The organism is Oscillatoria sp. HE19RPO, assembly GCF_024220515.1.
GTDB lineage: Bacteria > Cyanobacteriota > Cyanobacteriia > Cyanobacteriales > Laspinemataceae > Laspinema.
Genome location: NZ_JAMXOT010000050.1, coordinates 1 through 26237, shown reverse-complemented (window position 1 = coordinate 26237; position 26237 = coordinate 1). Strand labels below are relative to the sequence as shown.

Here is a 26237-nt window from a genome sequence, read left to right as displayed (position 1 = left end):
CCACCGCAAAAATTACCGTTCACAGACATGAGTCGGGTCATCCGCCCGTTCTGCATATTCTAACCCTCGGGCCAACCGCCAAGCAAAAATTTTCGGCAATCCTCTGGCAACGATCGCCTCACAGGTTTGGTGATAATCATAAGTCACTTCCCGCAGAGTCACCTGTTCCGTTTCCGTATTATAAATAACGTAGGTGGCATTAGTCCGTCCATGACGCGGTTCCCCAACCGAACCCACATTGATAATCCGTTTCAAAGGCGTAGTAAACGTTTGGGATTCTCCGTTCCCATTTTGAGTCACCCGAACCCGCAACTCTCCCCCCTCCAGAGTGCGAACATAAGGAACATGAGTATGTCCACAAAACAGCACATCCGCCCCAGTTGCCAAGACTCGTTCACTGGCCACAAATGCATCCATATTCGGCAACAAATATTCATGGGGACTATGCGGACTCCCATGCACAAAAGCGAGATTATCTTGTCGCAAAATGTGGGGAAGTTCGGCTAAAAATTGCCGGTTTTCTGGGGTAATTTCTTGGTCCGTCCATTCATGAGCTTGTTTGCCCCGACTTTCGGCTAAAACCGAGGGATAGCTGCACTCACAGGCATTCAATCCTTCCACAATATCCTCATCCCAACATCCCGCACAGGTGGGAATTTGTAAACTGCGAATCCGTTCCACAACTTCGTTGGGATAGGGTCCATAACCGACCAAATCCCCCACGCAAAAAATCTGTTCTGCTTGTTGTTCTTCGATATCGGCTAATACCGCATCTAATGCGAAAATATTGCCATGAATGCAAGAGATAACGGCGAGTTTCATGAGAGAGCTACCTCGGGAATTTCTAGGTTTTCTTTGAGTTGTTGTTGATAGTAAGCGATGGCATTGTCCCCTAAACAAAATTCCTGTAAGGTCAGGGAAATTGCTGATTTATCTAAGGTTTCGCCCACCACTTCTAAACCACTGAAACGGTCCGGCCTGCCCTCTAACCAGGGACTGCGATTTAAGGGTTGAAAGTCTTTTTTGACCTCATCCCGGGTAAAATCTCCGAGAATCGATTGCCCGTCAACGAGTTCAAAAATCCCTTTAGCGCGGGTGACTGTCCCATACGCGCCTTCGGTGAGTTCATACCAAAAAATCTCTAAACTGGCGGGGTCGAGAATTTCTCCAGTGAGGACCCCTCGAAAAATCTCGGAGGGGGCCGTTGTCAGTTCGGGACGAGGGACGGCAATCACCGGATTCCCCCACTCATGCCAGGGACTGCCGGAACTGCCTTCCGGGACGATCGCCACGCGATCGCACTGATAGCGGTCTAAAACAGGGGCCGTTGCCTGCAAATCCAGATGAAATCCTAACTCGATATAGGCAACGGTATCAGGACCCATTGTCCGCAACCGCGATTCCTCCTCAAGGGTGATAATTTCCACGAGATCGCCAAACTCATCGGCAATCCAAGTGCCATCAATCGGCATGGTATCCGCACTCGGGCAAAAATACAGTACCCGCTTTTGCACCTGGGCAATCTGTTCTCGAATCCAGGTCGTTTTCCCCACTCCGGAGGACCCACCTACAGCAGTAATCATCGGATCCATATTATAAGAATGATAATCATTCTTATTTTAGATGCAAAAAGCGATCGCGGCAAAAATTTTTGCTGCGATCGCCTTTTTGTTCAGTCCTGAGCATAACCCAAGACGAGGCATTTTTAGTTAAATTTTCCCAACGAGAGCAACACCCGGCGGGGATTTAACCCCCGCAGGGTGTTGCAACTTTAGTTCAAATCCCCTCCAGGTGTTGCGTTAGGAGATCAACCGGCGAGTGTTCGAGGCAACCCGGTTCAGGAGGGTCAGGCGGGACCGTTTTAATTGGCCTGCAACTCGCTCATCCCAAAACTGGGTAATTTGTTCGCCGACTTGTTGGGGATAGAAATAGTGAAAAAAGTAGCCCCCCTCGGGAGATTGCCAGAGGCGATCGCCATCTTTGAACCAAGGTTGCCATCCCTGCAATAAGTTGGGTTCAATAATCACATCATTTTGACTGCCGCAGACCAACAGGGGGACTGGCACTCCTCCGGGAAATAACCGGCCTTGCTGATACAAAGTATGGAGAGACAACGACTGACTGAGTGCCCTATCAAACCGGCGGCGAATTTGTTGAACAATCGTCGGAGATTGGCATCCAAATATCTCATGGACCGTCCGAGTCAAAATCGCCGATCGAGAATAAGGTAGGCATTGGAGTTGATTGTAATAGTAAGACTGCCAATCTGCTGCCGCATCGACCCCCACAGAGAGCAAGGTGAGAGAACGCACGGTTTCGGGATGACGGCGGGCATAGAGTAATCCCAGCAGACCCCCGGTGCCATGTCCAAGCAGATGAATCGGGCGATCGCCTTGGGTTAAATAATCATGGAGCAATTCTAAGGCAATTTCTATAGACATGGGCTCATCTTGGGTTTGGGAATATTCCCATTGGCCCACGGTCAGATGTCGCGATAAAACCTTTAATAAAGGGCGATCGAATACTTGGAGAGAGGGGCTAACATTTAGGCAAAGTGCATCGGGAAATTGAGACATGATATCAGTTCCTTGTCAGTACAATTAGCATTAAATCGGGGTAAGGGCATCCGGATTCAAAGTCCCTCTCCCCTTTTGGGAGAGGGATTTAGGGTGAGGGAATGCGCTTTATTTTAGTTTCTATACTCCGAACTCACTCTTGAGTTGAGCGACCCAGGTTTTGATTCGGCTAGGGGTCAAGTCAGACTGATTGTCTTCATCAATTGCGAGTCCGACGAATTTACCATTTTTAACCGCCTTTGAACCATCAAAATCATAGCCATCCGTAGGCCAATATCCGACGGTTTTACCCCCCAAAGATGAGATTTTTTCCTCTAAAATGCCCATTGCATCCTGAAAGTTATCAGCATAGCCCACTTGGTCACCGGCTCCAAAGTAAGCCACTTTTTTACCATTAAAATCAATGGAATCCAGGTCTTCATAAAACCCTTCCCAGTCTGATTGGAGTTCGCCAACATTCCAGGTGGGGCAACCGACAATAATGCACTCATAATTTTCAAAATCACTCGGGTCAGCATTACAAATTTCTTCTGATTCCACCACACTCTCGCCCCCGAATTCTTTTTGAATGAGTTCGGCTACGCTTTCCGTGTTACCTGTTTGAGTGCCATAAAATAGTCCAATTTTTGCCATTGTATTTTGTTGTGAGAGTCGGGTTTACAAAGGGTTTTAGAAAACCGGGTTTCTGAATAGTGAGATAGAAACCCGGTTGCGGGTTGCGATCGGCCCACCGGCTTTATGCTTCTTCAATAGAAGGAGTCAAAGCCTGTTCAACGCGACGGAAATTAAATCCCATCGCCCGTAAGGCGTGCCAGAGATGCCCTTGGAGGAAGAAAAAGGCTAGGAAAAAGTGAGAATTCGCTAACCAAGCCCGAGAAGTATGGTCCCCGAATGGCAACTTCACCGTATCCGCAAAATAGGGGGCAATTCCCAATTTGACCTCTAACGGAGGACCATAAAACTCAACAGGATAGGCGAGGGTATTCACGGCACAGAAGTAAGCTGCGACAAATCCCGCCAACGCAATGCCTCCCAGGGAATAGGAGAGAATCGCTTCCCCCGAGAAAATCAACACTTTTCGGGCCCACTTCAAGGGCGGGACTAGAATGTGCCAAATCCCCCCAGCAATTAGCATCACCCCGACATAAATATGACCGCCCACTAAATCCTCTAAGTTGTCAACGGAAACAAAGTGAGTTTGATAGCCATAAATGACCGCTGGATTCAGGGTGGGTTCGGTCACTAGCCGCACGGTTTGGGTAGCGGCATCGTATAAACCGCCCCAATACATGGCTTTCGCAACTAGCAATAAGGCTCCTGCGCCCAAAAATAGCAGGTGATGGCCTAAAATTAGTCCCAATTGTTTGGGGTCGTCCCATTCAAAATGAAATTTTTTGGCTTGACCCTTAGCAGTTTTCAGGTTTTCCGGTGCGCGGAGGGTATGGAACAGTGCACCGGCGGCGAGTACCGCTGAAGAAATCAGGTGAACGACTCCAATTACAAAGTAGGGGTAAGTATCTACCACCTGTCCCCCGTCCCCGACACCCAATCCGAGGGTGGCTAGATGTGGCAAGAGAATCACACCTTGTTCTCCCATCGGGCGGGTGGGGTCGAACCAGGATATTTCGTATAAGGTGAAAGCACCAGCCCAAAAGGTAATCAGGGCTGCTTGGGCAACATGGGCGGCAATAAATAAGCCGGAAAGGTTGGCGAATCGGGCATTTCCGGCCCACCAGTCGTACTTGACCCTTGGATTGTCGTAGGTCTGCATAGGTTTAGTGCTAGAGAGAGAAAAGGCTCGTTATTGAACTTTATTCTCAATAGACCATACTCGTTATTAAAAATAATTGTCAAGTAAAAATTATGAAGTTTTATGAAGAACTGCCCATTTTGGGGGGATTTTCGACAAGAGTTCCCGGGAGAAATGGTTTTCCCGCTTGGGTTTCAGGATTTTGAGGAATTCATGGGGATAGCTGGTATTGAGGGGGAGGAATGGCTGGAGAGTCGATTTATCTCTAAGTATTCTCAATAAATGAAAAAGGCCCCTTCTAGGCGATCGGGGTAAAATCCAGTCGTCTGAAAGGGGACCATTCCCCGGGTTGTCGGATTTAATTGCAATTTGATACCGTGGGGGATTCAATGTAGGGGTTTGGTTTCCAAACCCCTACTATCAGAGGGTTTTGTAGGGGTTTGGAAACTCAATACCCACCATAAGAGAGAAAGTGATAAATTTTAATTCCACAAATTAACGCCAAGGCGGGGATTTTCAATCCCGCCTTTATTTTAAATCTCCCTTGTCAGTTCCTCAAGTCGTTCCCGAGTTAACCCCGTGACATTGATAATTTGTTCCACTGGCATTCCACTGCGGAACAGATTCATGGCAACTTGTTCAAAACCTTGTTGAAGACCTTGTTGAAGACCTTGTTGGATACCTTGTTGGATACCCTGTTCGATACCCTTTTCCAACCCTTCATCTAAAATGGATTGATACATGGACGACTCGCGCATGAGGTCCCTCCTTAAAATCCGTTGAATTGACTCTTGATTCAATATTAACCCAGCCAGAATCGAGGAAGCAGCAGCAATATTAGCCTGTTCTTCTGGATCCTCGATTTGTTCCACCGCCTGCGCCACTTGAGTTAACACTGCAACGGGGTTATCGGTACGACTTAAGGCAGCAAAGGGGAGTAAACCCGGTGAGTTTAAGAACAGTTCCGTGGGTTGTTCCCATAACCGAACCACCTCAAACTCGTGGTGGAATTTATCTAAGTTAAACTGATTTTGATAGACTAAGGGAGATTCGGTGGGTCTGAGGTAAATCACCACCTGTTTCATTTCTTTGTCCGGGAAGCGTCGATAAACCCTCAGACGATAGTCCGCCATCCGAAAGAAAATTTTGGGGTCCGGGTTTATTTGGAATTCTAGGTGGAGAATAAAGTCAAACGATTGCAGTAAAATCAGGGAATCGGCGCGAATCGGTTCTAGGGAGAGTTCCCTGGGACTAAGTTCGGTTAATTCAACGGCTTGTCCCACGAACAACCGGGCAAAATCTAGGCTAAAGTGTTCCGCTAAGAACTTACAGATGTTATCATACATAGTGACAGTTTATTTTGACGATGAACTGTTGATTTTTATTCATGTCTAAAATAACACAAAGCCCGCACTTGTGCGGGCTTTTTCTTAACTATTGGTCCCGGTTAGGGTGAAGGATTACACGGTGGCAGCGCGTTTATAGGCTTCATCCAGGACTTCGGAAAGGGTGGGGTGGGTATGAACGCTAAAGGCTAATTCATTGACGGATTCCCGATTGGCGATCGCATTGGCAGCTTCTTGAATTAAATCAGCGGCATGATAGCCAAAAATATGGACGCCGAGGATTTCTCCGGTATCTTTGCGGTAGATCACTTTGGCAATTCCATCGGTTTCTCCCTCGGCGATCGCCTTGGAATTCCCCTTGAAATAGGTTCGCACTGCCGCAACTTCAAATCCCTCTTCTTTCCCTAATTCTTGCGCCGCAGGTTCAGTTAATCCCACAAAACTCATTTCGGGATGGGTAAACGCAGCAGCAGGAATACTCCGATAATCAATAGTGCGAGGACGTCCACAAATGTTTTCAATCACGGCAACCCCTTGTGCCGATGCAGCGTGTGCCAACATCATTTTACCCATTGCATCGCCGATCGCCCATACATTAGGAACAGGTTCACCCCCGGCTAACAATTGCATGGCATCATTCACCGGGAGGAACCCTCGGCGATCGGTTTCTGCACCCACAGATTCCAATCCTAAGTTTTTAGTAGCAGGAATTCGTCCCGTTGCCACTAAACAGGCATCGACTTCTAGGACTTCCACCACTTCCTTAGTTTTGGGGTCCATTAATTCAATCACCACCGGAGCACCGGGAGTGACTTTGGCTGCTAAAACTCCCACCCGAGTTTCAATGTCCCGAGGTGCAATTAACACTCGTTGCGCTTGTTTGGCAATATCCGGATCGAAGGTTGGCATCAGTCTATCCAACGCTTCAATCATGGTCACTTCCGAACCCAAGGCGGTGTAAATATCAGCAAATTCTAACCCGATATAACCACTGCCAATAATGGCAATCCATTGGGGTAACCAGTCTAATTTAATTGCATGATCGCTGGTAAAAACCGTTTTGCCATCGACTTCAATCCCAGGAGGAACCCAAGGCACGGAACCGGGTGCTAACATGATATCTTTAGCGGTAATTGTCTTTTCACCACTAGAGGTTTCTACGACAACTTTTTGACTTCCGGCCAGTTTTCCCCACCCTTCAATCACATCCACATTCAGGCGTTTGAGACTGTTGACCAATTCGCCGCGCAATTTAGAGACGGTATTATCGGCATGATTGGCGATGGTTTCGCGATCGAACGAGATGCCACCGAGTTGAATGCCGAGGGTTTTCAAGTGATGAGCATCCCGCAACTCTCGCACTCGTCCCGAGGCTGCAAGCAGGGCTTTTGAGGGAATACAGCCACGATTGACGCAAGTACCTCCCATAACCCCTGCTTCGACGATCGCCGTTTTTAGGCCACATTTCACGGCGTGTAAGGCGGCACCATGTCCCCCCACTCCTGCGCCAATAATCACTAAATCGTAATCAAATCCTTCACTCACCGTCATTTCTCCTGATGCGCGTTGTTAATTATTCCCATTGTTAAATGCTGGAGGGATATGAAGCAAGATTTTGGGAAGATGGAAAAGTTTGTAGTAACGACTTCAGTCGTTTCTTAAGTTGGTCTTCCTGAGATCTTGCACCCATTGCAACAACCGGCGGGGGTTCAAACCCCCGCCTGTAGTGGCGCTTCGCGAAGCGCCACTACGTCGGTTGAAACCGACTGAAAACCCCACCGTATCAGACTTGCAGTCGTCTTTAGACGACTTTAGCTATGAGGCGCTTGATTGATCCCCCGCCGTTTGTTGCAACTTCAGTCGTTCCCTCCCCATCTCCCCCAATGACCAATGACAAATGACCAATGACCAATGACAAATGACAAATGACAAATGACTAACACCAAACCTCCACCACCCGTCCTGTAATCTCTCGTTCCAACCAAGGGGTGTTACTCGACAGGGATTTGAGACTCTCTCCCGTCACCCGCCAAGACTGTTGAGGGTCAAACAAGGTGAAATCTGCTGCTGTACCCGGTGCGATCGCCACTGGGGTTTGTTGCAGACATTTGGCAGGATTGCTACTCAACCCCCGCCATAATTCCACTGGCGATAACTTCTCAGTTGTCACCAGATGTTCCCACAATAAGGGTAATGCTAATTCGAGTCCGATCGCACCGGGTGGAGATTCAGCAAAGGCGACGGTTTTCTCTTCGTAGGTGTAAGGGGTATGATCAATGGCGATCGCATCGATGACCCCGGATTTCACTCCCGCAATCAACGCCTGTTGGTCCTGGGGATTCCCCACCGGCGGTTCTAGGTGCAGACTGGGACAGTAGGGAGTAAACAGCGCTGGATTGTTAATTTGTGCCGCATTCACCAACAGGTGCATCCAGGAGGTACTGGCAGTGATAGGTAATCCTTGCGCCTTGGCAGCTTCAATTAGTTGCACTCCTCGCTGGGTAGACACTCGCATAATATGAACCGGCGTTCCCGTTGCTGCAACAATTTCCAGCAATGCTGCTAAAGCGGTTGTTTCTGCGATCGCCGGATTTCCTGGCAATCCCAACCGAATTGAGGCAGTCCCTTCCCGAACAACACCATCTCCTGCTAACTTACGACTACAAGCCCACAGTGCCACAGGTTTACCCCACGGTTGCAAATATTCCAAAATCCGCCTCAGCAGTGCTAAATCGGCAATGGGTTGACCATCAGCAAAACCCACGATGCCGGATGCCTCTAATTCGGCTAATTCTGTCATTTGTTCTCCCTTGATTCCCAGGGTTAATGCACCCCAAAAATGCAGTTTCGGCAAGGAAGGAGTTGGGGGAGGCAACAATCTATTCAGGGTTCTAATTCCTTGGACTTTTTGTTGCAAAAATGCTAACCCTCCAGGATTGTCCACCGATGGAGAAGTATCCGGCAAAATTGCCACTTGAGTAAACCCTCCACTTTTTGCCGATTGCATTAATGAAGTCAGGGTTTCTCGTTCCTCAAATCCCGGATCGCCACTGTGACTGTACAGATCCACTAAACCAGGACCTAAGATTAATCCCTGGCAATTCCGCACTTGAGTATCACTTCCCCAGTCGGCAATTTCTGGCGCTATTTGCGCGATCGCACCATTAGCAATCCCAACATCGGCGATCGTATCCTCTCCCGAAACCGGGTCAATTATCCGAACTTGTTGCAGCAGTTCATTCACAGTCCACACTCAACAGCAAACACTATCAATCAATCTCTCTTTATTCCGGTCCCCTCCCCTTGGCAAGGGGAGGGTTAGGGTGGGGTCCTCCCCATACGCAAGGATTCAACATTCCGGTCCCCTCCCCTTGCCAAGGGGAGGGCTTTTAAATCCTTGAAATTCTGGGTTTCTCATCATCCCTGGGGGAACCCCACCCAACCCTCCCCTTGCCAAGGGGAGGGCTTTTCAATCCTTGCAATTCCGGGTTTCTCATCATCCCCGGGGGAACCCCACCCAAACCCTCCCCTTGCCAAGGGGAGGGCTTTTATAAAACCCAGTTCTAAAATTACAATGCACCTGCCGCAGTCTTGTCCAAAATTCCTCCAAAATGGGTTGTAATGTTAACGGCTTCTAACACTGGGGGGTGATCCGGTCCTAGGGTGTAGTCAATCACTGTAATTGCGCCATTCCCTTGTTTGAAGTTCCAAAAATGCTCAGGATCCAGACCAAAGAAATGACATAACAGCGCTTTATTAATCGCATCATGAGCAACCACTAATCCCGTCGTCCCGGGTTTAGCAGCTTTGACGATCGCATTCCATGCCTGAATACTCCTTTCCCACACCTGTTCCAAATTTTCCCCTTCTGGCATTTGCACCAATTCGGGACTATCTTTCCATTGGTCTAACATTCCCGGAAAGTCGTTTTCGATTTCAGATTCAAACTTTCCTTCCCACAGTCCATGACTAATTTCTCGCAATAAATCATCCACTTTTAATTCAACTTCTGGATGATGTTGCAAGATGATTTCAGCAGTTTCTTTGGGACGCAACATGGAACTACTCACGGCAAAATCAATTTGCACATCTTGTAAGTAGTCAGCGGCACATTTAGACTGTTCTCTCCCATTATCATTCAGGGGAACATCAATTTGTCCCTGAAAACGCTGTTGCCGGTTCCACTCCGTTTCCCCATGCCGGACTAATAACAGTCGGGGTCCAATATGTCCGGGTCTAGGTTTGGGCATTTTTTCCCCGACATGACTGGTTAAATTCATCGATTCCAGTTGGACGGGGAGTTTCCCTTTTAATGGGGGTCGGGGTGTGCCAAAATTCAGGATACTAATCCCACAATTCGACTGTTGAATCGAATGATATCGCGCCGGGGAAATTCCCAAAGCGGTACTCAACAAACAGCGATTAATTCCATTATGACCCACGACTAAAATGGTTTGATTGGGATGGCGAGGTAAGACTTCATCCCAGAATTGTTTCGCTTGTTCATGCAATGCTAAAACAGGAAAATGTTCCACAGTTCCGGTTTCTCCGGGAACATTCATCGAAAATTCATGGGGTCTTTCTTGCCAACAGCGGTAATCTTCGGCAAACTTCTCCTGGACTTCTTCCCTGAGCATTCCTTCCCACAACCGCAAGTCCACTTCCATGAGTTGATCGCTGGGTTGGGGTGCGGGAGGTTTGGAGTCTCCCGCCAAATCAGCAACGATCGCCTCGGCGGTTTCTTTCGCCCGTTTTAGGGGACTACAGTAGACGGCATCAAAGGAAATGCCACTGAGGGCTGCCGCTACTTGACTCGCCGTCTCGCGACCCTTTTCGGTGAGGACGGATTTATCGAGGCGACCTTGGATGCGCCGTTCTTTGTTAAACGTGCTTTGACCATGACGGACAATAATTACGCGAGTAGTCAGGGTTCTATCCTCCAACAGAAATGGTGCAGAGTCCCAAGGCGAGTGAAGCGCAGGGGCAGAATCGATCGCATTTTACCCCTTCTTGGTCTCCAGTTAAACTAGGCGACTGCATTTTTATTCCCCCCTTGCCGCCTATTCCCTCCCTCTCAACCAGACCCCTGATTCAGGGCTATGAGCAGCATTTCTTTCGGAATTAGGCAAAAACTTTAGTCTAAAATTGAGCCTTAATCTTTAACAGTTAAACTTTTGGCTATTTCAAAATCTAACAATTCTCAGAGGTGAATTACTCAGGCAAAGCAGCTAACTTCAAACTGAATTAATCCATCCATCCCCAGATTAACTTAACCTGACTGCCACAATATTTAACATAAAATTCTCAATGTAGAGGCGATTCGCGAATCGCCTCTACATTGAGATTAGATTGTCAAAACCTGCACAATTCCTGTTCAATTCTTATCAATTTCCCAGACATCCAGACGTTTAGACTCCAATCCAAGGTAAACTGACAACAGCGTGACTGTCGAATTATCATCCCATCTACCGGATCCAGAGGAAGAAGAAACAGACAATGGATGCAATCAAGCTCATTAAGCGCGTGGTTTTAACGGCACTAACCCTGCTGGCACTTTTCCTGGTGGGAACCTCTTTGGTTCAAAGTTTCAATCAACCCCAGGTTCAAAGCCGTCTAGAACTCTATCAAACCAATCTGCTGCTTCATGTGGCAGAGTACCAAGGCGAGTCTGACAATGATCCGGCACTGCAAATTGTCCAGGCTTTGGGCGGGGAAGAACCCCTAGAGGCAGCGCTGAAACAGTATCAAGAAGCAGTCACCTCCACAGAAGAGGCGATCGCCACCCAACGCAGTCGCCTCTCCTCCACTGTCATCCTCCCACCGGATGAATCTTCGGAACCTCCGCTAATTGAAGGCATAAATTCCCCGGAACTTGCCGAACTAAAAATTCAAAAGCAAATATCCAACCAAGAAACTCTCAGGGATGAACTCCTGTTAAGACTCGGTATTTTAAAAGCCAGTCAAGGTAATTTAGAACAGGCGATCGAGACTTGGACTCCCTTAACTGAACGTTCTAGTCCCCATCTGCAACCTACCGCTAATACAGCAGATTTATTATTAACCCTTTGGCAAGATTCCCCCACCCTCCCCGCTAATTCAGAAGAACTTCTCACCCAAAACTTAGACGGATGGTTTCGTTATCAAGCCTTCCGACAACTGTATCAAATCCAGGGACAAGATGAAGCCTTAACTCGCCTCAATCTCCAAGAACAAGAGATGGCAGCGGAATCGTTAGGGAAATTAGCAACCGTTACCGGCATTCCCGCATTTGGGTTTGTTGTCGGAGTCAGTTTACTCATCTTTCTCGGGATTCAATGGTTCCTCAAACGCAAAGATTCCCTCCTGGTTCAAAATGGCGATAACAACTGGGAAACTCCTTGGGATTGGGAAACTATCTGGCAAGTGTTCATTGTCGGATTCTTCTTCCTCGGACAAGTTTTAGTCCCCATCGGTGTTCAACTCTTAGGCGTCCAATCTGCCATGTTAGATGTTCGCAGTCGTGCCTTCTATATCTTGGCAACTTATATTGCGATCGCCATTGGCGGATTATTAGTCCTCTTCTTCTCCATCCGGTCCTTCTTTCCCCTCGCCAAAGACTGGTTTCGCTTTAATGTTCTCCAGGCAAGCTGGATTTCCTGGGGATTCGGCGGTTATTTCGCTGCCTTACCTTTAGTCATTCTGATATCCATCATTAACCAACAATTTTGGCAGGGACGCGGTGGCAGCAACCCCATTTTATCCATCGCTTTAGAAAACCGAGATACCGTAGCATTAACTATCTTTTTCATCACCGCATCTGTGGCAGCACCTATTTTTGAAGAAATCATGTTTCGGGGATTTCTGTTACCCTCCCTGACTCGTTACTTCTCCGTTACCACCGCTATTGTCCTCAGCAGCTTATTGTTTGCCTTGGCACATCTCAACCTCTCCGAAGTCCTGCCATTAGCAACCTTGGGAATGGTCTTGGGATTCGTCTATACGCGATCGCGCAATCTCCTCTCCTCCATCCTCCTCCACAGTCTCTGGAATAGCGGCACACTCTTTAGTCTGTTCGTCCTCGGCAGTGGCGGCAGTTAAATCCAGACCCTTCCAGGCAATCCTCGGTTGTTAACCTGTAATAAAAGTTGGTAGTGACTCCTTCAGGAGCAACAACCGGCGGGGGATCAATCCCCCGCCTAACAGATCAAGTCGGTTGAAACCGACTGAAAACACCAGGGGATAAGACTTGCAGTCGGTTTTTAACCGACTTTAGCTATGAGGCGGGGGATTGATCCCCCGCCGGTGTTGAGAATGGTACAAAATCTCAGTTTTAACCGACTGAAAACACCACCGAATAAGGCTTGCAGTCGGTTTTAACCGACTTTAGCTATAAGGCGGGGGATTGATCCCCCGCCGGTGTTGAGAATGGTGCTTCCAGGCAATCCTCGGTTGTCAACCTGCAATACTTGAACTTGTGGATAAAACAAGGGTTAGAAACCGGGTTTCTTGTCCAAATTTCTGCCAACTTTCAACAACTTTGGAGCAGAAACCCGGTTTCTTGTCCTGCGATGTCACAAGTTTTAGTTTGGAGGAAAACGGCGATCGCGAACGTCTTCCCCATAAGCCTGTACCGCCTGAGTAATCGTCTCCTGCAAATTAGCGTAGCGTTTTGCAAAAGGCGGCACTCGGTCAGTCAAACCCAACAAATCATGAGTCACCAAAACCTGTCCATCACAATGCACCCCGGCACCAATGCCAATGGTCGGAATCACCAAAGTTTTGGAAATTTCTGCGGCTAATTTACTAGGAATATGCTCCAAAACCACCGCAAAAGCACCGGCTTCCTGCAAAGCGACTGCCTCCTTAAAAATGCGATCGCTCGTTTCCGGAGTTTTTCCCTGTTTCCGATACCCTAATTGATGCACAGATTGCGGCGTTAACCCCACATGACCCAACACCGGAATTCCTGCCAACACCAATCGCCGCACAGTTTCCGCAATTTCCGGATATCCCCCCTCCAACTTCACCGCCTGAGCACCCGTTTCCTTCAAAATTCTTCCCGCCGAATGCATCGCCTGTTGCGAACTTTCTTGATAAGTTAAAAACGGTAAATCCACCACCATCAGAGCTTTTTCGATACCCCGTCGCACAGCTTTCGCATGATGAATCATCTCATCAAGGGTTAACGGCAGAGTGGTTTCATATCCCAACACCACCATCCCTAACGAATCGCCAACTAACAGCAAATCCACCCCAGCGCGATCGAGCAATTTCGCCGAGACATAATCATAAGCCGTCAGCGCCACGATCGCCATTCCTTGTTGTTTTCGCTCTAGTAATTGTTGAGGGGTGATGGGCATAGCTGGGTGAGTTCAAGTCGGTCAATCCGCTGGCAAGAGTAGCAACCGGCAGTCACATCATTATATAGAGATGGATTGCCTTTCCAATCTTATCAGATCCCTAGCGGCGATCGGGGATTCCCCCTGTCTCTAGGATTCTAGGCACTCCTAACTTACAGGATGGAGTAAGTACACAAGTTGGCTGATTTGTCAATAGCCGGTGTTGGGTGGCGAAAAAAATTAGTCACGGGGGAGGACAGATGGGAGGCGATCGGGACTAAAAATTGGCCCCACTGACAACGGTATCATAAGGGTTATCGGCAAAAAGTTGTGGCAAAATCCAGCAATTTTAGCAACAAGGCAAACTGCTCCGCTGAAAATACACTCTACCATAATTTGGCAGATTGTCAAAAACTGCCCAAAACCCTTGCCAATTCGTTGGGGATGCGGGTAGTGAATTTAGGGCAAAAACTGGGCAAAGTTTAAATTATTGTATCGGTTTTTAGCAAGCGTATCAGTCAAAATTATCAATTAGCCGATGGTTGTTGCTTACTGATATAATTAGTTAATTCAGATAGAAACAATCCTGATTGAGGGATATAGAACAGATGAGCATTGTTCCACGCGGCATGACAGTGACTGAAGCGTATAGACTCTATCGGTCAGGAAACTTATTAGTAAACAGAAAATATCAAAGAAAATTAATTTGGTCAGTTGAAGAAAAAGGAAAATTAATTGGAAGCATTTTAAACGGATATCCCATCCCCTTAATTCTCCTAGCTGAACGTCCTAAAGTTCATGGAAGTGGCAAGTATGAGATTATAGATGGTATGCAGCGACTTAATGCGCTTTGCGGATTTATTGAAAATTTATTTTCATTTGATAAAAAGTTTTTCGATATTAATGAGTTTTCTTATGCAAAACAATTAGCTGATGACAAAGTTTTTAAATATGAAGAAAAGTCCGAGGTTGATAAGCTAGACAGAAAAAAGTGTGCAGATATTTTAGACTATCAGCTTGCCGTAACCATCTATACGGCAATGGATGAAAGTGACATCACTGAGGTTTTTGGCAGAATCAATTCTGGGGGTAAGCATCTAAGCAATCAAGAGAGACGACAAGCAGGTGTTACAACATCATTTGCAGAAACAGTTCGGACAATTGCTATGCAGTTGCGTGGGGATGATACTCAGAAAACACTTCATCTATTTGATATGCCACAGGTGAGTATTGATTCAAAACGAAACCATCAAGGCTATGGGATTCAAGCAGAAGAAACTTTATGGTGCAAGCAAGGAATTCTCACCATACCTCAACTGCGTGATAGTGAAGATGAAAATATAATAGCAGATATTGCCGCATCGATATTACTTGATAAACCTTTAGAAAGAAGCAAAGAAAAGCTCGATAGTTTGTACGATGAAAAAAGCAACAATTTCAAGTTAATAGAAAAGAAAATTGCTAGTTATGGAGCCCACCGGCTACAAGAAGAAATTGTCAAAACTTTTTCTGTTCTTGGAGAAACGATTGAAACATATAGCTCGGATAATAAATGCTTACAACAGCTTGTTAATCCCGGAACTAAGAATCCTATACCGCAGGCTTTCTACACAATATTTATGGCTTTTTTTGAATTAGTTATCCAATTAGAGTTTCTGCCTACTGATCCTCAAAAGATTATGCAATCACTCGAAAGGCTTCAGAGAAAGCTAGATTTAAGCAAGCGCTACGCAGCGACAAAAGATCGCATGAATAATATTAATCAAACTCAGGGACTAATACAAAAATACTTTGCGAAGAAAGATAAATCAAGTCTGGGTCAAGGTGCTGAGTTGATACAAACTTTCAAAAATTCTTTACTTCGTTCTCGTATAGAAACTACAAAGTATGAATGTAAGCAAGGCTTACTTGATTTGTCACCCAAAAGAGAACTAAATAACAAGTTGCTCGAACGACTGGTTGAAACAATTTGTGGAATTGCTAACTCGGATCCGAATAATGATGGGTATATTTTTTTGGGGGTAGTAGATAAAAAGGAAGATGCCGAAAAAATTAAAAGGTTATATGGGATTGAACCCAATGAAATCAATGATAGATATGTGGTGGGAATTGATAGAGAAGCTAAATTTTTATGTAAAACACTAGAGGATTATGTTGGAATATTAATTAATACCTTGAAAAACTCTGAATTAACTAATCCTCTAAAGACTCAAGTTCTGACAAGAATTGATACTATAAATTACAAAGGTAACTCTGTAATTAGAATTAATATCCCACCTCAAAAAGAGATTTCATTTGTAGGTGAAAAAGCTTTTATAAGGCAGGATTCTTCAACAGTAGAAGCTAAAGGGCCAGAACTACTTGCTATTTTTCAACTTTTTCAAAAGTAGCTATAGTCTGGAGATACCTGGTTTACAACGAAACGAGCGAACGAAAAATCGCCCTCACCCTGGCTCGAACTGATTGGGGAAATCACTTGTCCCGAGGAAGACCCCCCGGAACCCGCCACCCCCGATGAACTGCGCCGCGCCCTCAAAGGCCTACAACGCCGTAACCTCGAACCCCACCGCGCCATCCGGTTCGACGGGGAAAGATTTTCCACCCCTATGAAACCCACACCAGAAGCGATCGCCTTTTGCCAAAAACTGACCCGGGAAATAGTCGTAGCCTTCCTCACCGACGAACCCCTAGAAGCGCCGTTAAAAGGCTTTCCCCCCAATCAATCGAATCTGATATCAACCATTGAAACCGGCTTAGAGGAGATTTGAGGATTTGCGTTTTTTAGGTTAAAATATCCTTAAGTTGATAGACAACAGGAAGAAACAATGGAAATTGCCACTCAACTCACTGATGAACAAGCTCAAAAACTTGCTTTTATCCAACAGAAAACCAGACAAAATCCAGATGAAATCTTAGGAACAGCCCTTGACTATTATTATCAACAACTCTTGACTACTTCTAATAATCATCTGGAGAATTTTAGTAAAATTGGCTTTATTGGTTGTATTGAAGCGGAACCTGACCTAGCTGAAAACTGCGAATCCATCTTAATGCAGGAAATAGGGACTGAACAATGATTATTGTTGATACCGGCTTTTGGGTGGCCTTAGCCAACAAAAACGATAACTACCATGAAGCGGCTAAACAAACTTTCGGTCAATATAATGAACCTTTGATAACCACATGGTGTGTTGTCACAGAAACTTGCTACTTTCTACAAGCTCGTCGGGGAGTTCAATCTTCAGTTACGTTTATTAATGCCATGTCTGAGGGATTATTTCAAGTTTTTGAAATTAAGCCTTACCATATCTCCAGACTCAAAGATTTGATTAATAAATATCGCGATGTTCCGATGGATTTAGCAGACGCATCCCTAGTTCTGTTAGCAGAAGAGTACAAAACTGAACGAATTTTATCATTAGACATTAAGGATTTCAGTATTTATCAATGGAATAACAAGAATTATTTTGAGAATCTTTTCATGTCTTAACAGCAAAGCGAAACCTGCCTTATTAATATCATCATCGCCTGGAAGCTCTAGTCGGTAGCCGTAATGGTCAATACAGCATCGGGATTAACGAGCAATATCGCATTTGCTTTGTCTGGAGTGAACAGGGTCCTGAAGCGGTGGAAGTCGTCGATTATCACTAATATCAATTCTGGAGTAATTCATAATGGTTCGCATTCCCACTCATCGCCCCCCCACTCATCCGGGGGAGATGCTTTTAGAAGAGTTTCTCAAGCCGTTGGAACTGACACAACGAGACTTAGCTGATGCGATTCATGTCCCCTATCAAGGCTTCCCCCCCAATCAACCGAATCTGAGATCCGCCATTGAAACCGGGTTAGAGGAGATTTGAGCAACCGGGTTTCTGACACAATTTTCTTAATTATATTCGCGGCACTTCATGGTTTATAGGCTTGACTCCGATGAGCGATCGCCACAACAAACACCCGAACTACTTCATCTTCTATTGAATAAATAATCCTATAATCTCCAATTCTATACCGATAGAATCCTGCCAAATCTCCCTTGAGAGATTTAATATTAGGATGAGAACGAGGATTTTGCTCTAGCTGCTGCAAACATTGAGCAATTTTCTTGACTAGGGCTTGATCAGCGTTAGCATAAACGTTTTGAGCATCGGGATGAAGCAAAACTTCATACATCAGATCGAATGTTTCTCCAGTTTGTGTAATCTGTTTTAGGAGTAGCTTGATTTTGCTGAATTCGTTTTAACAGCCCAGGAATTGCCAAAATTTCCTGGGTTGCTGCTTCACTTTCAACCTGAACTAAGTAAGCAGCAAAATCAGCAACTACCTGTAATTTCTGGGGTGATAGTTGCTTGAGTGTCTCATTTAGCTGGGATTCCAATTCTGTGACAGATATTGCTCCTGCTAATGATTGCTCTGGCATTGGGGAATTGTCTGTAGTATTCATAGCGGTGTTTGACCTTTTTTTTATTTTACTACAATTTCCTGCGGACAAAGATGGACGAACGACACCAGGGCAATCGTGGAAAACAGAGATCCACCCGCAACTCCGGCCCAACTACGCTGCCACCAAAGCTGCCTAAAACATTGTAACCTCCTCCCTCACCGCGCCATCATCTTCGCGAAGCATCTCCGTAGGAGAGGAGAATCGCCTTTCTCACCGACGAATCCTTAGACCCGCCCTTAAAAGGTTTCCCCCAATCAACCTCATTTGTTGCGATACCGGGAGGGTGAATTTGACAGTAACTCTACCCCTGAAATTTTGCCTATCTATACTAATAGCATGACAACCGTGCTATCATGTCATTATGATTGTCTCGTTCAAAGACACAGCGACCCAAGATATCTTTAACGGTGAAAACACCAAAGCAGCGCGCAAGACTTGTCCAGAAACCCTGTGGAAAGTTGCCCAGCGCAAACTCGATCAACTTGATTCAGTCATCAGCCTTGATGAGCTAAGAGTACCCCCCGGTAATCGCTTGGAAGCTCTAGGCGGTAGCCGTAATGGTCAATACAGCATCCGGATTAACGATCAATATCGCATTTGCTTTGTCTGGAGTGAACAGGGTCCTGAAGAGGTTGAAATCGTCGATTATCACTAATATCACTTACGGAGTAATTCATAATGGTTCGCATTCCCACTCATCGCCCCCCCACTCATCCGGGGGAGATGCTTTTAGAAGAGTTTCTGAAGCCGTTGGAACTGACCCAACGAGACTTGGCTGATGCTATTCATGTCCCCTATCAACGAGTCAATGAGATTATCAATCGACGGCGAGGAATCACTCCCAGTACCGCTTTGCGCTTGGCTAAATTCTTTGATATATCACCCGATTTTTGGCTGAATCTTCAACTGCGTTGGGATTTATATCATACCCAACAGGAAGAACAAGAGATTCTGAATAAAATTTCCTCTCGGGGCAATCTGCTAAAATTGTAGTCAGACAATATATCCCTCTTGAAGTCAAACCCGGTTGAAAACCTGATTCATCGTTGCCAGAAACAACGGAAAAAGGTAGGGGAATGACCGCTAAGGCAGAGAGTTAGGTCTCAGCGGTCAATTATGGAGGGTTATCGATTTAATGTTAGTCATGCCGATCGCCCCATTCCAGGCAAAACTTTCCAGGCAAAACTTAGGGAGCATTAATTCTAAGACTGCTCACGATAACCGGATGATGAAACACCAAAGACGATCGCCCCCAATTACGACATCCCATCTCGACGCCCCAACTCATAGACGCCACAAATAATACAGGCAATAATCCCCACAGAAATCGCCCAACTACTCCCCAGGGTAAATTGGACACCCCAGTTGCAAACTCCCCCCATCGCTAGAAAGGGGACAATACTCAACACCGAGGCATAGAGGGCATTTTGGGACTCTCTAGCCTTTTTTGAGCGCTCGAACTCTTTTTCTGAGGTGTAGAGAGCGCGATCGGCAAAGTTAAACCAGCGATTGAGTTGTTCCGTCACCCATTCACTGAGGCTGGAAAGCCCCAGATATAAGGCCAGGGCCCATAATGAGGCTCCCGCTAAGGCGGTGGTATCTATGGCAAATTGAAAGGGAAAAATTTCAGTTAACATAGTTGAGGCACTGGGGTCATGAATTTATCTTTGTCAGCGATTTTAACAAAAGTTAAGAATTTAGGATCCGGTGTCCTCGGATGAGATGAGATTGATTCAGGGCAGCCCCAAAATTAAACCGATTTATGGATTCGGTGCGTGAATGAGTGACCAGGGTACAACTTAGGGTAAAATCCACGTCGAGAAAATAACTTTCCTAGTAGCGTTGGGGTAGGGCCTGTTGAATGACTGGGGTGCAGAATTTGATGGAACGCAAGGGGTTCTCAAGCGCGACCCTGACCTCGACGTGGTGGATCAATCCACCCTCAAAATGGGGGCGCATTTAATTTCATGGCCCTCTTGAGAAAAGATTTATCTGTTTGATGCTCAAACGGATTTGAACGGATTCATAATGTTAATCTGTGGTTGAGGAATTGAAGTGATGATGCGAAATGCTATCCCCGGATGGATGCACAAACACTTAACCCGTACTTTACGACGGCTGTTATTTGTCGGGCTAGGTTTAGTGGTGATACTGGTTCTGGGGCTGCAACCCCAGGTTGCTCAATCTCAGGGACCGGGAGTGCCACAGACGGCAACGGCGAATTATTGGCAAGGGGCTTCCTTTCCGGTGGAAAATTTTCAGGCTTATACCTCGCCGTTTGGCTATCGCCAGTCCCCGACTGGAGGTTTCACCCGGGAATTTCACTCGGGGTTAGATATTGCGGCACCGATGGGAAGCTATGTTCGCAATTGGTGGGCGGGAACCGTGTCTCAGGTGATCGATGACGATCGCTGTGGCATTGGTTTGGTCATCAAATCCGGAGAGTGGGAGCATATCTATTGCCATATGCAAGGCGCTGTTGAGCGTTCCGGGGGGCGTCTTTACCTGATCGATCGCACCGGGGGCTTACAAATTTTTGACGGTCAACAGGTTCCCGCTGGGGTCCGCATCGGTCGAGTGGGGATGTCAGGACGCAGTACGGGTCCTCATCTCCATTGGGGTCTGAGATATGCCGATGAGTGGTATGACCCGGCATTAATTTTGCGGGCGATGTATGGCTCATCCAGGCGGATTTCGATGGAACCTTAAAAAAAAGCTCCCCCCCGGTTGAGGGTGGAAGCTAATTGAATCAAGCCCGCCTAGGCGGGCTATTTTTTTAACCGTTAACTGTTACTGACAAGCTGTTTTGCCGGGAGGTCAACAGATTGGCTGACGAGTTGGCGGAAGTCTTCCCCTTCGATGGTTTCTTGCTCTAACAGCATATCCACGAGGCGATCGAGCAGTTGCCGATGCTGACGGAGGATGACTCGGGCTTTTTCATAGCAGTCAAAGGCGATTTCTCTCACCTGGCGGTCCACTTTGGAGGCAACTTCTTCGGAATAGTCCGTTTTGCTGCCGAGGTCCCGACCTAAAAACACTTCGGCGTTCTGAGTTTCCAGGGCGAGGGGACCCAAGGCAGACATTCCGTAGCGGGTGACCATTTCTCGGGCTAAATCGGCAACCACGCGGATATCGTTACTGGCTCCAATGGTGATTTCCGTATCCCCAAATACTTCCTGTTCGGCGGCCCTCCCCCCTAGGGTAATGGTAATCCGGTCCATTAACCAAGCTCGGGTGTAGAGACCACTATCAATCATTTCTTCGTTGAAACTTTGTTGAGCGAAGCCGCCAATGCCGCCAGAACGGGGAATGATGGTGACTTTGTTTAAGGGGTCGGAATTTTCCAAAAGGGTCATCAGCAGGGCGTGACCGACTTCGTGATAGGCAATCAGGCGCTTTTTCTTGCTATCGAGTAGGGGGGTCAGTTGCATCCCGATGGTGATGCGATCGATGGCGTCGTCGATTTCTAAGTGACCAATTTCTTCTTTCCGTCGCCTTGCGGTTAAAATGGCGGCTTCGTTGAGGAGGTTGGCTAAGTCAGCACCGGAAAATCCTGGGGTGCGACGGGCGATCGCCTCGATGGCAACTTCTGGGGCCAGTTTCTTATTCCGCGCATGGACTTGTAAAATCCCTAGGCGGCCATTATAACTAGGCAAATCGACCATCACCTGGCGGTCAAATCGTCCGGGACGGAGTAAGGCTTGGTCTAGGACGTCGGGTCGGTTGGTAGCAGCAATAATAATAATTCCAGAGTTGCCCTCAAATCCATCCATTTCGGTGAGGAGTTGGTTGAGGGTTTGTTCTCGCTCATCGTTGCCACCACCGATGCCTGCACCACGCTGACGACCCACGGCATCAATTTCATCGATGAAGACGATGCAGGGGGAGTTTTCTTTGGCTTTTTTGAACAGGTCCCGGACGCGGGAGGCCCCGACGCCGACAAACATTTCCACGAATTCAGAACCCGAGATGCTGAAGAAGGGGACGCCTGCTTCTCCGGCGATCGCCTTGGCAAGTAAGGTTTTGCCGGTTCCCGGGGGTCCAATTAATAGGACGCCTTTAGGAATTTTGGCCCCGATCGCCGTAAATCGTTCGGGTTTTTTCAGGAAGGTGACCACTTCTTGCAGTTCTTCTTTAGCTTCCTGAATTCCAGCAACGTCATCAAACATGACGCCGGTTTTGGCTTCCATTTGAAATCGGGCTTTGGATTTGCCAAAACTCATGGCTTGATTTCCCGCTTGCGCCGATCGCTTGACAATCATCATCAATCCTCCAATTAACAGGAGAATTAAGAGCAGATTGGCAGCCATGCCAAAGGCGGCTGAGGGGTCAGAGGTGGGCTGAACGTCCAATTGGATCGTCTCTGCTGCCCGGTTTTGTTCTCTAATTCTTTCAAATAATTCCGGGTGGCGATCGAACAGGGGAACGGTATATTCCCGATCGCCCTGTAGTAATTTAACTCGGGCAACTCCTTGGGCCGGATCCACTGCTACCCGTTGGACTTCTCCGGCATCAATTTTCCGCAATAATTCGCTATAACTCAGGGCAGTGGCTTCGGTTTGGGCGATCGCCGGAGTGGTCAGCAGCACCCCTTGAGTCAGTATTCCCGATGCCAGCATGGCCCCTAGGGTACTGGCTAGTTTGGCCGGGAGAGATGTTTTTTTAGCGACAGGCCCTGTACTGTTGGCACGGTTGCCTTGTTTGGTCATGCTCTGACGGTTGAGTGAACTCGGTTGACTGACTCCCCGTTGTCCCTCGATCCACTGTTTCAAAAAACCTTTCATCTTTCTTCCCCCTTGGAGACCCGCACTATACCTGCTGGACCCAGGTTGATGTCGGGAGGAAAAGGGTGTAGGGTTTGCAACATAAGCGTAGCCATCCTTCTTGCTTGAAAATAATTGAATTGATGGGGATTCGACAAAAATTGTTGTATTTGCCGAACCCCGTTTTTTGGGATTTCTCCCACTCTGATTTCTCAGGTAATGTTAGCTTCGACAATGTTAGGAGTCGGTACTATCCCAAAAGCACTGGTTTAACCCATTTAAGCCTGTTTAACTTTTGAGTTTTAGAGCTTGGGACTAGCTTCGCATCCCAAGGTAAGAACTTTAACGCTTGCTCCTAACGTAGGTATCTCTACCTGAGTCTGGTAAACTTCGGGCTTCTTTCAAAGCCCACACTGTACGCTATAGCGTCAGTGCTGGGTTGTTTACATTCAATCGCTTCACCTGTGCCTGTTTGAAGTTGTCTATGCTGAGGTCCCAAAGATGAACCCTCGGCGATTGATCCCTCGAAATTAGGTCCTGTTTCTAGTTTAACGTTTGTCCGGTCGCCCTGCCTTGATCCGGTGTTACTCTTTCAATTAAAACCCTCCCCCTGGACGATATTTCCAAGGGGAGGGTTTAATGCCTGCCGAATCAAGGGATCCGGCATCTGTTGACCTTCACGCTATTTGACCGACGATTGAGTTGGCGTCGGGTTAGAGGCGGACGGTGCAGACGGGGGATGGCATTTGGTCCTATTTAGCTGTTGGGAATGCTGATCTGAATGGAGCGCCGAGATGCCATGAGTGCCAAGGGAAGTTGGCAGTGGGGAGACTGGGAAAATGTGCGATCGCAATCGAGTTTAATGGGATGAAATTGCCACTAACATGAGGGCGGCAACGCTCAAGGTGACCACTTGCAGGGCGATGGTGCCTGCTAACCAGAGAAAAGGTTTCCACGTATAATCCATAAATGACTCCTCCTCAACACCGTGAGGAATACTGACGTTCATGCTCAACGAATTCTCCACCCATTTGGGTGATCCGATCGCGTTCGGTTGTGCGATCGTTATCACCGGAGATTTTGATGGCGATCGCATCGCTGGCGGTTTCCCAGTTTTGGGGATCGCTAGAGCGCCGATCATACTGGCGATCCCGGTAGGCGATTACCAGGACTGACGGGCAAAAAAATGGATGGATTATTATTTTCCAGATGCTCCATTTTTATCCAATTTCTGACTTTCAAGGTCTTTTGACTCTCCCTCACCATAACAAAATGTACCCACTAGACGATGGGAAGGGGCTTTCCCGGGAGAAAGCCCCTACAAACGACTCAATTTTAATCAATTGTGTCAGTTTTCTAATTTAACATCCAATCCATGACAGTATTTTCCTGAATCAGCCCTCTACTCAAGGGCTTCTCTGGAGGTTCATCCCAAGCCCCCAGTCCGATTGTCTCAGTATGACTATCGGTTGTAATGAATTGTTTCATCCGGGGATGTTCGACCAGTTTACCACAGAAACTGATATCTGTTGGTTAACTTCCCCGGATGAAACCCGTCTCCCTCTGGAAAACGGGTCCCTTGATTATCCAGTGATTTCACTCTCCAGAGGGATCTCAACAAATGTGCGATCCCCTCTCTACCCTCAGATAGATTTTTAGTGATGGTGGTGATGGTGATGGCTGTGAGGAGCCGAAACTAAGGGGACTCCGGCGACAGCAGCGCGATCGCTGAGTAACTCTTCAATCAGGGGGTTGGCCCATTCTGCCACCATTTTCAAAAACTCCGGCTGTTCGTTCACACAGGGCATCTGAATATAACTCACATCAGAGTGACGCTTCTCTAAATCATGAATAATATGATGCACATCCAGCAGAGTTTCATGATTTTCCGTCGCAAACCCGATCGGCATAAACACCACTGCTTTAGCGCCGAGTTGGATCAAGTTCTCGGCAGCAAGGGTGGCATTCGGTTGAGTCCAGTCAATCAAGGGGGTTTGGTGATTCAACCAACCCACAGAAATCAGGGGATAGCGCTCAATCAGTTTATCCCGGACTGCATCATAGAGGGCTTGACTTTCAGTAATGCCCGAAGTAAAGCCTTTAGCCTTGTGAGGACAACCGTGATTCATGAGCACAATCCCGATTTGTGAGGCAAAATGTTCCCCGGTGAGTTCAGCAGCAATGGTTTGTTCGACCATTTGTGCCATTAAATTGATATAGGCGGGTTGGTTATAAAAAGAAGGGATATAGCGCATATCCTTAACCCACTGTTCGCTCTCTCCCTCACTGAGTTTTTCTAAGGCTAAATTGACTTGTTCTACGGCAATCCCACTGGTAAAGATAGAATCCACCACTAAGAGGGGATAAATCAGCAGTTTATCAAATCCTTCGGCTTTAATTTGGGTGAGAACTTGCTCCGGGAGGTGCGGTGCACAGAAGTTAAAGGCTTTGAAGACTTTAATGCGATCGCCCCACTGGTGTTGTAATTCATGTTCAATTCCCTCCCGTTGTTTCTCAAAAATGGCATTGTGAGGGGAGATGAATTTGCCATGTTGATGACTCCACTCATGGAAATCAAAAATGGCGAGTAATTTTGCCAGGGGGGGGTATATCCAGCTAGGAACAGGTGCGAACTTCGCTGTGAGTAGATTCAGCGCTTGTTCGTTATAGTTGGCGAAGTCGTCATAACTTTCGACTTCGCCATACCCCATGAGTAAGACAGCGACGCGATCGCCTTGCGAATCACTGCCACTGCTGACTGTTGTTACTTGTTGTTGTTCGGGACTTGCAACCACGGTTGACTCCTCAATATTCGAGTTAGGGTTCTGCGATCGGGTTCATGTTTCCGATTCCCTCTAGGGTAACATCCCCTCGGGGGGGAAGGAGGGGTACGGTGAACCCAACCCAGGGACGGGATTGGCAAGACTGGGTAAAGATGAAAAAGCCCTCCCCAATGTCTTGAGGAGGGTTAAACCTGTAGCCCTGTAAAGGTGTATTGATTTGTAGGGGCGCAATGCTTGCGCCCTTGGGGCGCAAGCATTGC

26 protein-coding genes are annotated in these 26237 nt (G+C 47.1%); 9 read left to right on the top strand and 17 right to left on the bottom strand.

Annotation, left to right across the window (positions count from 1 at the left end; translation table 11 throughout):
* Nucleotides 1–12: 12 nt before the first annotated feature.
* From NG833_RS05695 to NG833_RS05655, 9 genes are all read right to left on the bottom strand, one after another.
* On the bottom strand, nucleotides 13–822 hold the full coding sequence (locus NG833_RS05695) for a metallophosphoesterase (protein WP_254564339.1): 810 nt from the start codon (nucleotides 820–822) through the stop codon (nucleotides 13–15).
* The gene (locus NG833_RS05690; protein WP_254564338.1) at nucleotides 819–1583 is read right to left on the bottom strand and encodes a GTP-binding protein; all 765 of its coding nucleotides are present in this window, start codon (nucleotides 1581–1583) and stop codon (nucleotides 819–821) included. The genes NG833_RS05695 and NG833_RS05690 overlap by 4 nt, the downstream gene beginning before the upstream one ends.
* Before the next feature lie 216 nt (nucleotides 1584–1799).
* Nucleotides 1800–2576 carry an alpha/beta fold hydrolase gene (locus NG833_RS05685; RefSeq protein WP_254564337.1) on the bottom strand — a complete coding sequence of 259 codons (777 nt, stop codon included), beginning with the start codon at nucleotides 2574–2576 and terminating at the stop codon, nucleotides 1800–1802.
* Nucleotides 2577–2696: 120 nt separating this feature from the next.
* Complete coding sequence (gene fldA / locus NG833_RS05680) at nucleotides 2697–3209, bottom strand: flavodoxin FldA (protein WP_254564336.1); 513 nt, start codon at nucleotides 3207–3209, stop codon at nucleotides 2697–2699.
* Between the two features lie 103 nt (nucleotides 3210–3312).
* Nucleotides 3313–4347, bottom strand: coding sequence for a chlorophyll a/b binding light-harvesting protein (locus NG833_RS05675; protein ID WP_254564335.1), 1035 nt, complete (start codon nucleotides 4345–4347; stop codon nucleotides 3313–3315).
* 512 nt (nucleotides 4348–4859) lie between these two features.
* The gene (locus NG833_RS05670; protein WP_254564334.1) at nucleotides 4860–5672 is read right to left on the bottom strand and encodes an Rpn family recombination-promoting nuclease/putative transposase; all 813 of its coding nucleotides are present in this window, start codon (nucleotides 5670–5672) and stop codon (nucleotides 4860–4862) included.
* 114 nt (nucleotides 5673–5786) lie between these two features.
* Entirely contained in the window at nucleotides 5787–7217 is a 1431-nt protein-coding gene (lpdA, locus tag NG833_RS05665) for a dihydrolipoyl dehydrogenase (RefSeq protein WP_254564333.1), read from the bottom strand.
* Between the two features lie 391 nt (nucleotides 7218–7608).
* The gene (locus NG833_RS05660) at nucleotides 7609–8916 is read right to left on the bottom strand and encodes a dihydroorotase (RefSeq protein ID WP_254564332.1); all 1308 of its coding nucleotides are present in this window, start codon (nucleotides 8914–8916) and stop codon (nucleotides 7609–7611) included.
* A 325-nt stretch (nucleotides 8917–9241) separates the two neighbouring features.
* Complete coding sequence (locus NG833_RS05655; protein WP_254564361.1) at nucleotides 9242–10600, bottom strand: histidine phosphatase family protein; 1359 nt, start codon at nucleotides 10598–10600, stop codon at nucleotides 9242–9244.
* 568 nt (nucleotides 10601–11168) lie between these two features.
* On the opposite strand from NG833_RS05655, the gene NG833_RS05650 reads away from it, so the two are divergent.
* The gene (locus tag NG833_RS05650; RefSeq protein WP_254564331.1) at nucleotides 11169–12749 is read left to right on the top strand and encodes a CPBP family intramembrane glutamic endopeptidase; all 1581 of its coding nucleotides are present in this window, start codon (nucleotides 11169–11171) and stop codon (nucleotides 12747–12749) included.
* Nucleotides 12750–13231: 482 nt separating this feature from the next.
* Here NG833_RS05650 and panB read toward each other — a convergent pair whose 3' ends face one another.
* On the bottom strand, nucleotides 13232–14011 hold the full coding sequence (panB, locus tag NG833_RS05645) for a 3-methyl-2-oxobutanoate hydroxymethyltransferase (protein WP_254564330.1): 780 nt from the start codon (nucleotides 14009–14011) through the stop codon (nucleotides 13232–13234).
* Between the two features lie 587 nt (nucleotides 14012–14598).
* Between panB and NG833_RS05640 the strand changes: the two genes are divergently transcribed.
* The 5 genes from NG833_RS05640 to NG833_RS05615 all read left to right on the top strand — a co-directional run bounded on the left by NG833_RS05640 (nucleotide 14599) and on the right by NG833_RS05615 (nucleotide 17850).
* Nucleotides 14599–16380, top strand: a complete 1782-nt coding sequence (locus tag NG833_RS05640) for a DUF262 domain-containing protein (RefSeq protein WP_254564329.1) — start codon at nucleotides 14599–14601, stop codon at nucleotides 16378–16380.
* Nucleotides 16381–16449: 69 nt separating this feature from the next.
* Entirely contained in the window at nucleotides 16450–16758 is a 309-nt protein-coding gene (locus tag NG833_RS30935) for a hypothetical protein (protein ID WP_375293883.1), read from the top strand.
* 57 nt (nucleotides 16759–16815) lie between these two features.
* Entirely contained in the window at nucleotides 16816–17067 is a 252-nt protein-coding gene (locus NG833_RS05630; RefSeq protein WP_254564327.1) for a hypothetical protein, read from the top strand.
* Nucleotides 17064–17480: a type II toxin-antitoxin system VapC family toxin gene (locus NG833_RS05625; protein WP_254564326.1), complete on the top strand. Its 417-nt coding sequence runs from the start codon at nucleotides 17064–17066 to the stop codon at nucleotides 17478–17480. Before NG833_RS05630 ends, NG833_RS05625 begins: the two co-directional genes overlap by 4 nt.
* Before the next feature lie 184 nt (nucleotides 17481–17664).
* On the top strand, nucleotides 17665–17850 hold the full coding sequence (locus NG833_RS05615) for a hypothetical protein (RefSeq protein WP_254564325.1): 186 nt from the start codon (nucleotides 17665–17667) through the stop codon (nucleotides 17848–17850).
* 46 nt (nucleotides 17851–17896) lie between these two features.
* Here the strand turns inward: NG833_RS05615 and NG833_RS05610 are convergent, their stop codons facing one another.
* Nucleotides 17897–18160, bottom strand: coding sequence for a type II toxin-antitoxin system RelE/ParE family toxin (locus NG833_RS05610; RefSeq protein WP_254564324.1), 264 nt, complete (start codon nucleotides 18158–18160; stop codon nucleotides 17897–17899).
* Nucleotides 18153–18431: a hypothetical protein gene (locus NG833_RS05605; protein ID WP_254564323.1), complete on the bottom strand. Its 279-nt coding sequence runs from the start codon at nucleotides 18429–18431 to the stop codon at nucleotides 18153–18155. The genes NG833_RS05610 and NG833_RS05605 overlap by 8 nt, the downstream gene beginning before the upstream one ends.
* A 361-nt stretch (nucleotides 18432–18792) precedes the next feature.
* Here NG833_RS05605 and NG833_RS05600 point away from each other — a divergent pair, with 361 nt between their 5' ends.
* On the top strand, nucleotides 18793–19086 hold the full coding sequence (locus NG833_RS05600; protein WP_254564322.1) for a type II toxin-antitoxin system RelE/ParE family toxin: 294 nt from the start codon (nucleotides 18793–18795) through the stop codon (nucleotides 19084–19086).
* A gap of 23 nt (nucleotides 19087–19109) precedes the next feature.
* Complete coding sequence (locus tag NG833_RS05595; protein WP_254564321.1) at nucleotides 19110–19424, top strand: HigA family addiction module antitoxin; 315 nt, start codon at nucleotides 19110–19112, stop codon at nucleotides 19422–19424.
* Nucleotides 19425–19687: 263 nt separating this feature from the next.
* Here NG833_RS05595 and NG833_RS05590 read toward each other — a convergent pair whose 3' ends face one another.
* Complete coding sequence (locus tag NG833_RS05590) at nucleotides 19688–20068, bottom strand: hypothetical protein (RefSeq protein ID WP_254564320.1); 381 nt, start codon at nucleotides 20066–20068, stop codon at nucleotides 19688–19690.
* Between the two features lie 421 nt (nucleotides 20069–20489).
* Between NG833_RS05590 and NG833_RS05585 the strand changes: the two genes are divergently transcribed.
* Nucleotides 20490–21140 carry a M23 family metallopeptidase gene (locus NG833_RS05585; RefSeq protein WP_254564319.1) on the top strand — a complete coding sequence of 217 codons (651 nt, stop codon included), beginning with the start codon at nucleotides 20490–20492 and terminating at the stop codon, nucleotides 21138–21140.
* Between the two features lie 74 nt (nucleotides 21141–21214).
* Here the strand turns inward: NG833_RS05585 and ftsH are convergent, their stop codons facing one another.
* From ftsH to NG833_RS05565, 4 genes are all read right to left on the bottom strand, one after another.
* Nucleotides 21215–23215: an ATP-dependent zinc metalloprotease FtsH gene (gene ftsH / locus NG833_RS05580; RefSeq protein ID WP_375293882.1), complete on the bottom strand. Its 2001-nt coding sequence runs from the start codon at nucleotides 23213–23215 to the stop codon at nucleotides 21215–21217.
* Nucleotides 23216–24053: 838 nt separating this feature from the next.
* Nucleotides 24054–24335: a hypothetical protein gene (locus tag NG833_RS05575; RefSeq protein WP_254564318.1), complete on the bottom strand. Its 282-nt coding sequence runs from the start codon at nucleotides 24333–24335 to the stop codon at nucleotides 24054–24056.
* Between the two features lie 514 nt (nucleotides 24336–24849).
* Entirely contained in the window at nucleotides 24850–25989 is a 1140-nt protein-coding gene (locus NG833_RS05570) for a ferrochelatase (protein ID WP_254564317.1), read from the bottom strand.
* Nucleotides 25990–26011: 22 nt separating this feature from the next.
* Nucleotides 26012–26237, bottom strand: a 226-nt coding sequence (locus NG833_RS05565) for a hypothetical protein (protein ID WP_254564316.1), incomplete at its 5' end; no start/stop codon positions are given.